The sequence below is a fragment of the Sphingobacterium kitahiroshimense genome (assembly GCF_025961315.1).
Lineage (GTDB): Bacteria > Bacteroidota > Bacteroidia > Sphingobacteriales > Sphingobacteriaceae > Sphingobacterium > Sphingobacterium anhuiense.
On sequence record NZ_JAOQNK010000001.1, the window covers coordinates 4,756,875 to 4,771,832 of the forward strand.

Sequence of the window (14,958 nt, forward strand, 5' to 3'; positions counted from 1 at the left end):
CACGTTTATAAATTAAGAATTCAAAAAAAAAGCCGTTCATAATAGAACGGCTTTTTACTTTAGATAACTGTATCTTTTACATCGATTCAGCTACAACTTCTTCGACTTCAGGAACCATACGTTTTAGTAAGCCTTCGATCCCAGATTTTAAGGTGATACTTGATGACGGACAGCCACTGCAAGATCCGCGTAACTCAACAGTTACAACGCCATCACTAAATGATTTATAAGCGATAGCACCACCATCTTGTTCAACGGCAGGACGTACATAGTCATGTAATACCTGTTGAATTTTAATTTCAATATCAGAACCTTCAAAAGCTACATCTTCGGTATGTTCAATAGGTTTTACTGCAAGTTCAGACTCTACTGCACCTTTTATAAAGTCTTTTAATAATGCTTCAATATCAGTCCACTCAGCATCTTCACTCTTGGTTACTGTAACAAAGTTGCTTGCGAAAAATACACCGTTTACAAAATTAAATTTGAATAATTCTTTTGCAAAAGCTGATTCTTGTGCTTTATCCTTATCCGCATAATCCAAGCTGCCGTTGATCAATAACTTATTGACCAAAAATTTCATCGTCGATGGATTCGGAGTGGATTCAGTATATACGTTAATTGTTGCCATATTAATCTTTGTCTATTTCGAATGACAAATATAAGTTAAAAATCAGGTGATGTTAGTCATTAAAGCGTAAAAGCTTATAGACTTACACCTGTGTAACTAGAAGGGCTTATTGATTTTAGTTCAGCCTTAACTTTATCTGTAACATTTAAATTGTCCACAAATTCAGCAATTGTTTCTTCCGTTACATGCGTGTTTGTACGTGTTAAATCTTTTAGAGCTTCGTATGGTTTAGGGTAGCCCTCTCTTCTTAATACTGTTTGAATTGCCTCTGCAACAACTGCCCAGTTATTATTTAGATCTGCTTGCAATGCCTGCTCATTTAATATCAATTTTCGTAAACCTCTTAAAGTAGATTTGATTGCAATTAGTGTATGCGCAAAAGGAACGCCGATATTACGCAATACTGTTGAATCTGTTAAATCCCTCTGTAAACGAGAAATAGGTAATTTTGCTGCTAAGTGTTCAAATAATGCATTTGCAATTCCTAAATTTCCTTCTGCATTTTCAAAATCAATCGGATTTACTTTATGTGGCATTGCTGAGGATCCTATTTGACCAGCAGTAATTTTTTGTTTGAAATATTCCATTGACACATAAGTCCAGATGTCGCGGCACAAATCAATTAATATCGTGTTAATGCGTTTGAAAGCATCACAGCTTGCTGCAAAATTGTCGTAATGTTCAATTTGGGTGGTTGTTTGTGAACGACTTAGGCCCAGAGATTCATTAACAAATTTATTTCCAAAGGCTACCCAGTCTGTCTGTGGGTATGCAACATGATGTGCATTGAAATTACCAGTAGCTCCACCAAATTTTGCGGAGTAAGGCACCGCTTTTAATTGATCAAATTGGCGTTGGATACGTTCCACGAAAACTTTGATTTCTTTTCCTAAACGTGTTGGGGACGCGGGTTGGCCGTGTGTACGTGCTAACATGGATACATTGGACCAATCACTAGATAATGTTGTTAATTCTTGGATCAACTCTTCTATCGCTGGTGTATAGACAGCTGCGATCGCATCTTTCCATGAGTATGGAATAGCCGTGTTGTTTATATCTTGAGAGGTTAAGCCAAAATGAATAAATTCTAAAGAGTCATGTAGGCCAAGTTTTTCAAATTGATCCTTTAAAAAGTATTCAACTGCTTTGACATCATGGTTCGTTACTTTTTCAGTATTCTTTATCCAAATAGCATCTTCTTCAGTAAAGTTTCTATATAGATCACGTAATTTTTCATTCAACGAGCCGTCAAAATGACTTAATTGTTCAATTCCTGATTGAGAAAGAGCGATGAAATATTCAACTTCTACTAAAACCCGATATTTAATTAAGGCAAATTCTGAAAAATAAGCGCCTAATTCTTGCGTTGCGTTATGATAGCGACCGTCTACTGGAGATACGGCGGTAAGTGATGATAAGGCCATAATACATTTTTGTTTGTGCAAAGGTAAAAAAATGAGAGGAGCTTATCAATTTAAATGCGAGGTATATAACAAAAAAAGCCCCAACATGTGGGGCTTTTTATATTTTTAAAATCAGTTCCCTGAAATTAGTGAGCAGCTTTTGCTGAATCAATAGCAACTTTAGCTGAATCAACTACAGTTTTAGCTGAATCAATAGCTGTGTTAGCTGAATCGATAACTGTGTTAGCTGAATCGATAGCAGTTGAATCAGAAGCAGTTTCTGATTTGTTTGCAGTACCATTACAAGAAGCGAAAGCTACAGTTAAAGCTAATCCTAAGAAAGCGAATTTGAATGAATTTTTCATTTTGATTTTATTAAATTTTATTAAAATTTCTTTATTTAAAGGTTTATACCTTAAAATTGAAAAGGTAACCCGTTTATTTTATCTTTTTTTTAAAAGAAAGCTTACATCGTTAAAATGCAAGCTTTTATGTCTTCGGACAGTACTAAAATTATTTTTTAGTAACAGCAGAATCAACTTTCGCAGCAGCAGAATCAACTTTTGCAGCAGCAGAGTCAACTTTGTTAGCTGCAGAATCTAAAACAGTAGCAGCAGAATCAACTAAAGCAGCAGCTGAGTCAGCAGTAGCATTAGTTTTAGTTTCAGCACCACCACAAGAAGCGAAAGCTACAGTTAAAGCTAATCCTAAGAAAGCGAATTTGAATGAATTTTTCATTTTGATTTTTCTAAATTAATGGAAACAAAATTGTTATTTAAACATTAATACTTAGAAAGTTAAAAGGTAACCTGAAAAAAATATTATTTTTTTAAAATTATGTAATGACTTGTAAATCAGTTTTTTATTTTTAATTATTATTTGGTCTTTTTCGATGTTATAGAACATTCTGTTTTAAATAGTGTATATTGAAAAGACAAATTGTAGACAACTGTTACTAAAAGAATGATGCTATGTTTGATAAAATGAAAAATATACTAGATCTGCTAAAAGCTGTTGATTTAGAACAATTGCAAAAGATTTCTCAAAAAATTGACTTGGGTCAGGTATTGAATGCTGTTTCGAAAATGGATGATAATCAATTGAAGAGTGCTATGAAATTACTGACGGCAACAAGCAAGAAAAAGGAGTTGCCTCCGATCAATGGAGATTTTTATCATATTGAAGAAAAATTGTCGACCGCTGATAAGATTACGCAATTGAAAGTTCGTGATTTTATGGAGAAGGAGATCAGTCCTATTGTTAATAACTATTGGTTACGGGATGAGTTTCCTTTTGAAATTATTGAAAAGTTTGCAGCTTTAAATATATGCGGATATACTTATGATGGATATGGCTGTGCTGGAGGAAGTTCTTTGATGGAGGGCGTTATTGCAGCAGAGATTGCCCGGGTCGATGCTTCAATTGCGACATTTTTTGGGGTACAGAGTGGATTGGCAATGGGGTCAATATATATATGTGGATCTGATGAGCAAAAGCAGGAATGGTTACCACGTATGCAGCAGATGAAGGTGATCGGAGCTTTTGGACTGACCGAACCTGAAGTAGGATCCGGAGCTGCGGGGGGATTGACTTGTACTTGTAAAAAAACTGAATCTGGCTGGGTTTTGAATGGTCAAAAGAAATGGATAGGAAATAGTACTTTTTCAGATATTACGATAATTTGGGCTAGAGATCTGGATGATGGACAAGTGAAGGGCTTTATCGTGCGAAGGGAAAATCCAGGTTTTGCTGTCGAAAAAATAAAAGGAAAGATGGCTTTGCGAATCGTTCAGAATGGTTTGATTACATTGACGGATTGTGTCGTTCCTGAATCGGACCGATTGCAGCATGCTAATAGTTTCAAAGATACTGCTAAAGTGTTGCAGATGACACGTGCTGGAGTTGCCTGGATGGCGGTAGGTTGTGCACGAGGAGCTTATGAAAATGCGCTTGATTATACCCGAAAGCGAGAGCAATTTGGAAAACCTATTGCATCTTTTCAGTTGATTCAAAATCATTTGGTTGAAATGCTATCTAATTTAACGGCTATGCAGACGTTGGTTTATCGTTTATCTGAAATGCAGGATAACGGCGACTTAAAAGATGAGCACGCATCACTTGCAAAAGTTTTTTGCTCATTAAGAACACGTGATATTGTGTCTAAAGCTAGAGAGGTGATGGGGGGAAATGGAATTTTACTTGAATATAATGTTGCTCGATTTTTAGCAGATGCGGAAGCTATTTACTCATATGAGGGGACTAAAGAAATTAATTCATTGATTGTAGGACGTAGCATTACAGGTTTTAGTGCTTTTGTATAATAATTGAGAGTCATGTTTAACTGTGAATTCTTTTACCGTAGATTATATTCAAAATTGGATTATTTAATTAACCGATGATCTTTAGCTTAGCTGTGGGTTATTTTATCCTATTTTCTTTGAGATTTCCGGTGCGACAATAAAAAAGGATCAAAATTTATTATTTTGATCCTTTTTTATGCTTAATTGAATTTTATCCTAGGGCTACATCTAAAGTCATCATTAAAATGAAACCTCCTATAAATCCGATTGTTGCGATGTCTGAATTTTTATTTTGTTGCGCTTCAGGTATAACTTCTTCTACCACTACAAAGATCATGGCTCCGGCCGCAAATGCTAGTGCATAAGGAAGTATGGGTGTAAAAGTAACTACTGCCATTGCCCCCAAAACACCGGCAATTGGTTCTACAATTGCGGATGCTTGTCCGTAGAAAAAACTTTTTCGTCTGCTCATTCCCATTCTTCTTAGTGGCATTGCGACTGCTATACCTTCAGGGAAATTTTGTAAACCTATTCCAGTCGCCAAGATGACAGCCCCAGCAATTGTCGCTTCTGGAATCCCTGCAGCAACACTCCCGAAAAGAACACCTACGGCAAGTCCTTCGGGGATATTATGAAGTGTAATGGCTAAAATCATTAAAGTTGTTTTTTGCCATGGAGTCTTTACTCCTTCCACTTTTTTAAAATTGATATGTAGGTGAGGTAAAACTTTGTCTATACTAAATAAGAATGCCGCGCCAATTAAAAATCCGACTACAGCTGGGACGACTTGTGCAAAACCAGTGCCTTCGCTCATGTCGATGGCGGGTATGAGGAGACTCCAAACACTTGCGGCTACCATTACCCCACCCGTGAATCCTAACATGCCGTCCATGACATTTTTATTCATTTTTTTAAATAGGAATACAAATGAAGCGCCCAAAGCAGTGACTAGCCATGTAAATAATGTTGCATACAGAGCGGCTAAAATAGGGTCGATGCTTTCTAGGTATGTGATAACTGATTCAATCATAATTGTGATATTATTTCATTATTTATTCATCTTTGAAATGTGCTCATATTTTTTTAAGATATCCACACTTAATATTTCAGGATTGGATGGATCATCTACCATTAATGGGTCAGTGTGTTTTTAAATATGATTCGTTAGAAGTTAAGCAAGTCTAATCTTAGATGGTATGCAACAAAAGTAATAAGTTAGATTGAACTAACAAATATATTTCTAACATTTTTGTTAGTATATGCTAATAATTTTTAGTTTATCTGTTTCTGTTTGAATAGTCGTCTGTTATCTTTAGTGCTGATCTGTATTTAAGAATTGAGTGGGAAATAGTCAGTCTTGTGAGATAACTTGGTTTTATACTTTATTATTTATAGGATGGGCTGGAAAATTTAACCAGCCCATCTTATACAGCTTTCTATTTAAGGGTTAAAGAATGGGTGGAAATTCTCATTCTAAATTGTTTATTACGATTAATTTTCCTTAAGCATTTGCTTTTTCTTCTTTACTCGCTTCTTGTTTTTTAAAAATAGCATTTAATAGAATTGCTATAGCACCATCACCTGTTACATTACAGGCTGTTCCGAAGCTATCCATTGCGATGTATAAAGCAATCATTAAAGCTTGATTCTCGACGTTGAAACCGAGCATACTACCGATTATACCTATTGCTGCCATAATTGCTCCGCCCGGTACTCCTGGTGCTGCTATCATTGTTACCCCTAACATGCAGATAAATCCCATCATTTGTACAAAGTCTATTGGTATACCTTGCATCATCATAAGTGCAAGTACACATGCAACGATTTTCAGCGTACTTCCTGCAAGATGTATTGTTGCACATAATGGGATGCTGAAATTAGCGATGTCTTCATCAACACCAAGTTTTTTTGCTTGTTTTAGTGTTACAGGAATCGTTGCCGCAGACGACTGTGTCCCTAAGGCGGTGAAATAAGCGGGCAACATACCCATTAATAATTTGAATGGATTTTGTTTAGAGGCTATCCCTGCAATGATAAATTGAATTACAAGCAAAAGAATATGGATGACGAAAATAATTCCTATGATTTTGATGAAGACATGCAGTATGGTGAATACTTTACCTGTGTACGTCATATCGTAGAAGATACCTAAAATGAAAAAGGGCAATAATGGGATGATCATTTTTTCGATGATAAAACTAATTACCTTTTCAAAATCGATAAATACCTTTTCTAATGTCGAATTTTCTAATTTTGACAAGCCAATACCGATACAGAATGCAAGCACTAAAGCGGACATGACGTCGAAGAGGGGTGGGAACTCAATTTTGAAATAGGGACTCAGTGTTTTGGTTGTTTCGGTAATTAGGTCTGTGTTGATCTGGTTTTGAAGTAAAGCTGGAAATATACTCATGCTGACCGTGTACGAAAAAAGTCCAGCAAATAAGGTAGAACCGTAGGCGATCAATACAGTTGTCAATAATAATTTTCCTGCAGTCTTTCCTAGTTGAGCAATTGATGGAATGATTAATCCAACGATAATTAGTGGAATCAAAAATTTTAAGAATTGATCAAAAAGAAAATTATATGTGGTTAAGATTCTTCCTAATGACTCAGGGAGATAGAGGCCGAGTAAAATACCAGATATGATGGCGACGATTACTTTAAAGAGAAGATTCTCAGTAATTTTTTTCATTAGATTTGTTTTATTGTATGATGTCTTATCCTTATGATAATACGTTTAGTTCATTTATAAAAGAATTTATCATCTCCATTAATTAAAAAAAGAAGTCAATAGATAATCCATTTTGTTCTTTGTATTGAAGAAAAGTATATATTTAATTATCTGGAATGATTCATATTCTTGACATCTGTATGTGTGGAGTTTAATCTGTTGAGAAACGAAATTGTCATCAATAAAGTTGATTTTGATACGTTGTTGCTCCTTGAGTCTATTCTAAAAAATGTCGACCCGATAAAAAAATATATTACGAAAATAGGAATTAATAACTGATTTATTTTGAAGCGTCCTCGTGTTTGGACATTTGCATGGTGCAGTCTCTGGTTGCTTTGTTTGGGGTATTGCTTTGTGGTATAGCTTGTTAATGTCTTTTTAATGGTGTTGTTTGTTATTAAATTAAAATGGATTGCTTTTCATATTTTATTGTTCAGGCACTGTTTTTTTATAATGTAATGTTTCGATAATGTGATTTTAGGTTTTTAATGAAATCAACATTGTGTGTCATAGTGTGATTTTATTGAAAACAAAGCTGTGATCAAAATAATGGACTGTGATGTTATGTTACTTGATGTTTGTAATGAGGTTGGGGTTCTCATTCTTTGATTAGTCTTCAATTGCTTCAATGCCCTCTTGTTCGAGTTTTTTGAGATGTGATTTCATTGCTTCTAGTTGCTCTGAGGAGTGAGCTTGCCAATCTTTTATTTCTCCGACAACACGTAAAAAATATGCTCTTCGGTAGGATTTCGTCGGATTGCCGGGGAATTTTTTATTCGTGAGATTGGGGTCATCTTCGATAGGACCAGACGGATCTACTAAATAAATCCTTTCAGGGGCATCGCCCTGTGCTAATTCAGCTCCCCATATTGCGGCATCTAAAGTTCCAGTTAAATATACATATTTAGCATGTTTTCGTTTGCCATAATTAGAAGGATGGCCTGGCTCAATCAGGTCTCCTAGTTTAAGATCAGTTTTAGTGCCATGATAAAACTGTTCTAAGGGTTTATTCTTGTCCATGATTTACTGATAGTTATCCAAAATATTTATGTTTATACAAGATCGTGTTTTTTTGTGTATATCAATTGCTTTTCATTGATAAATATCTAATTATAGCCAGATATTCAGTTCTTTTTTTTGCCTATTCTATTTGTTGAGATGCTTTTTAATGTTGAGGTTTAAAGATGCCTATGCATCTTTATGCGCCAATGATAATATCGGCAAAGATTGCATCTGTAGCTTTGATAAGATCCTGAGGATTCATTTCAATCTGTAGTCCTTTTTTACCGGCGCTAATGACAATTTTGTTTTCCAAGGAAGCGAGTTCTTCTATGTATGTTGGAAATATTTTTTTCATTCCTATAGGAGAGCATCCCCCTCGAATATATCCGGTTATGTGCTGCAAATCTTTCATAGGAAGCATTTCACATTTTTTATTACCTGATATAATTGCTAGCTTTTTCAAATCTACCTGTGCATTTCCTGGTATGACAGCAACAATGTAAGGATCATTTTGTCCGGTGAGCACGAGGGTTTTGTAGATTATTTCTTCGCGAATTCCCAATGCCTCAGCAACATCGGTAGCGCTTTGGTGTTCACCCACTACTTCGTAAGTTCTTAAATGATAAGTAAACTTTAAGTTGTCCAGGATGCGGGCAGCATTAGTTTTTGTTATTTCTTTCATAAATCTGTATTCTTAATAATCGCTTCAGTACGCTGATGAATGATTTGATGTAGATGAATGTAATGATGATTTTATTAAAAAGCAATATGAAATTCTATGGTGTTTAATTAAAATATGTCGCTTCAGGATTTTGTTCTATATGAAGTGTGTTTCTAATAATTGCAAGAACGATGTTCTTACCTATAGGACACCTATAGAGGTGGTAAGGGTTTTATTGTGTCTGTCCTCTGTATAGATGGTGCATAGAAAGATTGTTTATTGTGTGTGCTAAGGGTTGGCCTGTAATTCGGATTGTGTGTTTCTAGTCTCGTTCTTGTGTGAGGCTAGGTTATTTCTTGTGTGCTTGTAGGGTGATTGTATAGTCAGTGTTGTGTGTTTGCAGGCTTTGCCTAGGTTTATCATTGTGTGATACTGGGCTCGGATGGGATTTCATAAGAAGAATTAATGTCTTTGCTTGTTTTATTATTTATGACTGTTTTTTATATACTAATTGTAAATAATATATATTAGTTTCGTTGAGATGGTGATACTTCAATATTAACAAAAGGGATTATTCAATAAAATGAATAATCCCTTTTGTTAATATTGCAAATAGTTTCCTTATACTGTGATCCAATTACTTTTATAAAGAACAATATCTGTTATTTATAATCGATTTTGCTGGATTTTAATTTTGTTGTTGTTTTTTAAAAGGCATATACTAAGGCAAGTGAAAATTGTCCGGCATTTTTTGTTGGAGATAGGTCTTGTTTTACAAACATCTGTGTTTCACTGTTATCAAATCTAACTTCAGGGATAAAAGTAAAGCCATGATGTTTGAAGTTTGCTGTTAACGTAGTGGAAAAGATTTCATTACTGGTAACTTCAGCTACGGGCATGTTTTTAGTTTTATAATATTCACCACGGATTCCTATACCAATATTTTCATTTATATTCACTTTTGGGTATAATGCTACTCCCGAATAGCCACCTTCTCCTTTTCTGCTGTAGTCGGTCGCATTTGCACCTAATGAAAATAATGGAGAGAATGAATAATTTCCTACAAAATCGATTAAAGTTCCTGAGCTATAATTGCTGGCGCCGCCTTGTGAAGATCCTGTCAGAAAATTAAGGAAAAAGCTTGATTTGTCATTTGGTGCAACTGATAATTGTGATCCAAAGTGTGATACACCGTTTAAATCTTGGTAGACATTCCAATCATTAAAGATTCCGACCATAAGCCCTACTTTTTCAGAAAAAGCATATTGTGCTTTTAGTCCTGCATCCTGGAAAGGTCCTGCGCCAAAAAGATATGAGGTTGAGTAGTGGAAATTGAATGATGGACAGATGACTTCATAGCCTACAAAAGTCCCCATAAAACCGGCTGTTAAACTTAATTTTTCTGTCAGTGCATAGGAGATGTAGAGGTTTTGAATGTGGAAGCTATTTTTGTCGTCCCCATTTTGACCGTCTCCATTAATTATGGAGCGGTACTGTCCTCTCGGCCCAAATGATAATTCACCTACAAAAGATGCTTTTCCAGTTTTTTTCTTCAGAGCAAGATCAACCATTCCAATGGATACTGAATTATTGTCTTCAGTAAAATAGGTGTTTATATTCGGTTGTTTTTGGAAATCATATTTCCAATATGTATCCACTGATCCAGATATTTCTAGATCTAATAAATCATACTTTTTTGTTTGTGCATATATTTTGCTGCTTACTATTATTAAAATTAGTGTTGTTAAGATGATTTTTTTCATTTTTTCATGTTTTTAAATGTTTGTTTTTGTTTTTTAGCATTCAAAAGCACTTAAACATCTAGTTTTTTTTAATATTTGATGTAAATATTATTGTTTTTCCTCTTGTTTTGTTGTTTTATTAGCATTTAATCTAGTTGTTTTTGTGTTTTTAGGTTGATTTATTTAGGATCCTGATGTAAATATATGATTTTATTTAATATTTTATTGATTTTTTAATTAATTGAACTTATATTTGATCGAAATCAAATTTATAATAGTTATTTTTGATTGTTTTTCACTGATAAACATATTTTGTTATGAAATTATTAAACTTAAATCTAGAAATATTATGAAAAAATTCATTCCGCTTATTATTTTGGTTTGTTTAGCGATTATTGGCTTAGTTACACCCTCATTAGAAGTCAGTAATGTTGCAGGTGTGGAGATCGACACCGGAGATACGGCTTGGTTACTCGCTTCCTCGGCATTGGTTTTGATTATGACTCCAGGTTTGGCATTCTTTTATGGTGGAATGGTGAGCAAGAAGAATGTTATCTCCACGATGATGCAAAGTTTCATCTGTATGTGTATTATTTCTGTCCTTTGGGTTATTTTCGGTTTCAGCTTAGCTTTTGGCGATGATATTGGGGGTATTATTGGAGATCCTCGTACGTTCTATATGATGAAAGGGATGTTGGGGAATGTGAGTTGGTCAGCTCTTCCTACTATTCCACTGGTATTATTCGCCATGTTTCAGCTCAAATTTGCAATTATTACTCCTGCTCTTATAACAGGAGCTTTTGCAGAGCGTGTTCGCTTTAATTCATTTATGGTATTTATTATCTTGTTCAGTATTTTTATCTATATGCCACTGGCTCATGCCACTTGGCATCCTGAAGGTATCTTGGCCAAATTCGGTGTTTTAGATTTTGCAGGTGGTACAGTTGTTCATATGTCGGCAGGATGGGCTGCTTTGGCATCAGCTATCTATCTAAAAGGCCGTAAAAAGCCTACGCATTCGCCAGCTCGGATTAGTTACGTGATTTTAGGAACTGCTCTTTTATGGTTCGGATGGTTTGGATTTAATGCAGGTTCTGCAGGTGGAGCTAATAGTCTTGCCGCTTATGCTTTTGCAACCACAACTACTGCGTCAGCTGTAGCTTCAATTGCCTGGATATTTGTTGACCTAATCCGAGGTAAAAAACCATCTGCTATGGGAGCTTGTATCGGAGCTGTTGTTGGATTAGTTGCTATAACACCTGCAGCGGGATTTGTGACGATATCACATTCGATTGTTATTGGGCTTGTAGCGGCTTTAGTTAGTAATTTAGTCGTATTCTTACGTAGTAAAACCAGTATTGACGATACGTTAGATGTATTTCCTTGTCACGGTGTAGGTGGTATGGTCGGTATGGTGCTTACTGGGGTTTTTGCAAATAGTAGTGTCAACAGTGTTGTTACGACGAATGGTTTATATTTTGGTGAGACAGGTCTATTTGTAGCACATATTGTTGCTTTGATTGCAGTTTCTGTTTTTGCATTCTTTGGATCTTTCCTTTTGATCAAATTGACGGATTTAATTACACCACTTCGTGTTCATGAGGTCGAGGAGGAGCTTGGTTTAGATATTACTCAACACGACGAGGAATTGTAGAATTGATATTCATACTACCAATATTAACCCTTGATAAGGTGTGGCTTTTGCTGCACCTTACTTGTTTTATGGTATTTCTTGCACTAGTTTTTGTAAATATATGATTTGTAAAATTCAGTTTATTAGGGTACTTGTCCTCAACTTCTTTTATTGGTTCTTTTGCTATTATTATCTCGGTCTTAACCCGTTTTTGTAATTTAAATAAAGAAATTATTCTTTTATTCGCTTCAGTAAGCATTTAGTCATATTCAGTTACAAAATATGATGGTTGGGACTGAATATCTTGTTTATAGTATTTCATAAAAACGATCTTTGTTAAAAGAAGAAAGAAATGGGCATCTTTGTAAGGGAAAAGAGTTTTTTAAACTATGTGGTTTTTATTTTTTTTTTCTTGAAGAAACTATTAATGAGTTTGATACCCGGATAGATAAAAAAAATCTATTTGATTACTATTTGTCATATTGCAAATTTATATCTGATAGAAAAAAGCTTGTTGAACTATATAAAGATGGCCAGAATCGTGATGGCAAATATTGAATTAGATTTTATTTAAAGATGGAAAAAATCAAATATATTTCTGATAAAACAAAGCGATTATTACCGACTCGTTTTAAACGAATGTTCTTGGTGATTTTTGCATTTGTTTTGCATTATTTGGTTTCATATATCTTAGATCCTTATTCTGAATTTTGGCAAGATTATTTTGGAAGGAGCTTTTCCGAACTTTTAACGGAATGGGGGATATCATTTTTATTTTGCTTTTTAATTTCTGAAGCAAGTATACTTATACATAGGAAATTAAATCTGCGGGTTCCTTGGCCACAAAATAAGTCTAAAAGACTTTTTCTTGAGATTACGCTCAATTTTTCGGCGGTTATGATTCTTATTTTGATGAATATGGTCTGTTTCGCGATTTTAGATCCTCAATCTGCGAAGGTAGAATCCGTTCCATCTATTGAAGAAATAAAAGGTATGTTACAGTGGATTGTGGTTAGTTTGGTCATTTCTTTTATGATTATTTCTATCAATACCATGAGTTATCTGATTAATAATTGGATTGAAACAGCTACGGAAATGTCCGAACATAAGATAAAGGCAGCGGAATTGAGGCAAGCATCAGTAGAAGCAGAGCTAAATGCATTGAAGATGCAATTGGATCCTCACTTTATTTTTAATAATTTGAGTGTGCTTTCTGAGTTAATTCTTGAAGATCAGCAGCTTGGTTTTGAGTACTCTGAAAATTTTGCTAAGGTATATCGTTTTTTATTGGTCAATAGTAAAAAAAATATGATCACGCTTGATGAGGAGATTAAATTTTTAAATGCTTATATATTTTTAATTGAACACCGTGTTGGCAGCGGCGTTAATTTTACAATTAACATTAACGACCATAGTCGTGGTATGTATATCCCATCACTAACTTTGCAGTTGCTTATTGAAAATGCAATTAAACATAATACCACAAGAAAGAAGCGACCTTTAATGATTACTATTTCCAATGATGAAGTAGGTCGAGTTGTGATTGAAAATACGTTATCACCCATGGACAATCCTGAGATTGTCTCGACGGGTATTGGGCTTAATAATATAATCAGTCGTTTTCAGCTCTTAGGAGAGAAGGTGCCAGAAGTTATAAAGGATCAGCATATTTTTAGGGTTTGTATTCAATTAGTAGCATATGATAGAGAAAATAGTAATAGTTGAAGATGAAAAATTAAATGCCGATCGTCTTAAACGTTTAATTGGGGATATTTATCCAAATGCTCAGATCGTAGCTGTTTTGGATAGTGTTACTGATACGGTAGACTGGTTTCGAAATCAAGAAATCCCAGATGTAGTTTTAATGGATATCCGACTTTCTGATGGAATCAGTTTTGATATTTTTGAAAAAGTGACGATCGATTGTCCTATTATTTTCACTACGGCGTATGATGAATATGCTGTACAGGCATTTAAATATAATAGTCTCGACTATATCTTGAAACCTGTTGAAAAAGAGGAGTTATCAACTGCATTGCGAAAGGTTGAGGGCTTAGGATCAATGATGAATAACCAAATATCTATTGATAAATTACTTCATTATGTAAAACCTAAAGATTATCGGTCCCGCTTCTTAGTTCCCTTTCGTGATGGTTATCAAACTATATTAGTTAATGAAGTGAATTGTATTTATGTCGATTTGAAATTGACAAAAGCACGCCTTAAGAGTGGAAAAGATGTTGTTCTTAATCAAAGTATGGATGATCTAGAGAAGCAATTAGATCCAAGAATTTTTTTTAGGGCAAATCGTCAGTTCATTATTCATATTGATGCTGTAAGTCAATTGGTTCATTATTTCAATCGTAAATTGAAAGTTGTTCTGTTTAATTCCGAATTTGATATTATTGTCAGTAGAGAAAAATCGGTTTTATTAAAAGAATGGTTAGATTCTTGATTTTTTAGTCATGTTTGCATGGTGTTAAATTATAAAGCATATCCTAACTTTTTTTGTTAGAGAAATATGTGTTGACCGTGATCAATACTTTTCATAACGGTCATCCTATATTAACCTTTATTGTTTATACAGGAGGCAAACTTAGTGGCATAAAAACCGAGTCGACGGCCTGATTTTATTTTTAAATGATTGGTTATTAGGTTTGTTTTGATGGCTCTGTCGTACAGTGTGTTAACGCTAATAAATGTTGTTTATTTTATTTTTCGTACCTTTGTACCGTCATATGACACGGATGCATCGGTTTGTTCCGTTATTTTATAGCTCTTTTTTGAGCTGTTTCTGAGTTGTTCGCGATATACTTGTTATAGTATTTTAGAGGTGTTTATTAATGTCTCGT

The 14,958-nt window shown here is 34.5% G+C and carries 13 protein-coding genes; 4 read left to right on the forward strand and 9 right to left on the reverse strand.

Annotated elements, in window-relative coordinates; all coding sequences use genetic code 11:
* Window positions 1–76: 76 nt before the first annotated feature.
* The 4 genes from M2265_RS20670 to M2265_RS20685 form a co-directional block, all read right to left on the reverse strand.
* Entirely contained in the window at window positions 77–631 is a 555-nt protein-coding gene (locus M2265_RS20670; RefSeq protein WP_021192484.1) for a NifU family protein, read from the reverse strand.
* 74 nt (window positions 632–705) lie between these two features.
* Complete coding sequence (gene purB / locus M2265_RS20675) at window positions 706–2,055, reverse strand: adenylosuccinate lyase (protein WP_132770950.1); 1,350 nt, start codon at window positions 2,053–2,055, stop codon at window positions 706–708.
* A gap of 125 nt (window positions 2,056–2,180) precedes the next feature.
* Window positions 2,181–2,399, reverse strand: coding sequence for a hypothetical protein (locus M2265_RS20680; RefSeq protein ID WP_021192480.1), 219 nt, complete (start codon window positions 2,397–2,399; stop codon window positions 2,181–2,183).
* 148 nt (window positions 2,400–2,547) lie between these two features.
* Window positions 2,548–2,772, reverse strand: a complete 225-nt coding sequence (locus M2265_RS20685) for a hypothetical protein (protein WP_021192479.1) — start codon at window positions 2,770–2,772, stop codon at window positions 2,548–2,550.
* Between the two features lie 233 nt (window positions 2,773–3,005).
* Here M2265_RS20685 and M2265_RS20690 point away from each other — a divergent pair, with 233 nt between their 5' ends.
* Window positions 3,006–4,355, forward strand: coding sequence for an acyl-CoA dehydrogenase family protein (locus M2265_RS20690; RefSeq protein WP_132770949.1), 1,350 nt, complete (start codon window positions 3,006–3,008; stop codon window positions 4,353–4,355).
* A gap of 190 nt (window positions 4,356–4,545) precedes the next feature.
* Here the strand turns inward: M2265_RS20690 and M2265_RS20695 are convergent, their stop codons facing one another.
* From M2265_RS20695 to M2265_RS20715, 5 genes are all read right to left on the reverse strand, one after another.
* Window positions 4,546–5,364, reverse strand: a complete 819-nt coding sequence (locus M2265_RS20695) for a ZIP family metal transporter (protein ID WP_132770948.1) — start codon at window positions 5,362–5,364, stop codon at window positions 4,546–4,548.
* Between the two features lie 471 nt (window positions 5,365–5,835).
* Window positions 5,836–7,029: a dicarboxylate/amino acid:cation symporter gene (locus M2265_RS20700; RefSeq protein ID WP_132770947.1), complete on the reverse strand. Its 1,194-nt coding sequence runs from the start codon at window positions 7,027–7,029 to the stop codon at window positions 5,836–5,838.
* Between the two features lie 648 nt (window positions 7,030–7,677).
* Window positions 7,678–8,088 carry an NAD(+)--rifampin ADP-ribosyltransferase gene (gene arr / locus M2265_RS20705; protein ID WP_132770946.1) on the reverse strand — a complete coding sequence of 137 codons (411 nt, stop codon included), beginning with the start codon at window positions 8,086–8,088 and terminating at the stop codon, window positions 7,678–7,680.
* Window positions 8,089–8,266: 178 nt separating this feature from the next.
* Complete coding sequence (ybaK, locus tag M2265_RS20710; protein ID WP_132770945.1) at window positions 8,267–8,752, reverse strand: Cys-tRNA(Pro) deacylase; 486 nt, start codon at window positions 8,750–8,752, stop codon at window positions 8,267–8,269.
* 686 nt (window positions 8,753–9,438) lie between these two features.
* Window positions 9,439–10,494, reverse strand: a complete 1,056-nt coding sequence (locus M2265_RS20715; protein WP_132770944.1) for an outer membrane beta-barrel protein — start codon at window positions 10,492–10,494, stop codon at window positions 9,439–9,441.
* 328 nt (window positions 10,495–10,822) lie between these two features.
* Between M2265_RS20715 and M2265_RS20720 the strand changes: the two genes are divergently transcribed.
* The 3 genes from M2265_RS20720 (at window position 10,823) to M2265_RS20730 (ending at window position 14,561) form a co-directional block, all read left to right on the forward strand.
* Entirely contained in the window at window positions 10,823–12,127 is a 1,305-nt protein-coding gene (locus M2265_RS20720; protein WP_132770943.1) for an ammonium transporter, read from the forward strand.
* Window positions 12,128–12,682: 555 nt separating this feature from the next.
* Window positions 12,683–13,831 carry a sensor histidine kinase gene (locus tag M2265_RS20725; RefSeq protein ID WP_132770942.1) on the forward strand — a complete coding sequence of 383 codons (1,149 nt, stop codon included), beginning with the start codon at window positions 12,683–12,685 and terminating at the stop codon, window positions 13,829–13,831.
* Window positions 13,806–14,561 (forward strand): LytR/AlgR family response regulator transcription factor, encoded by a 756-nt coding sequence (locus tag M2265_RS20730; protein WP_132770941.1) that lies wholly within the window; start codon window positions 13,806–13,808, stop codon window positions 14,559–14,561. Before M2265_RS20725 ends, M2265_RS20730 begins: the two co-directional genes overlap by 26 nt.
* Window positions 14,562–14,958: the final 397 nt, after the last annotated feature.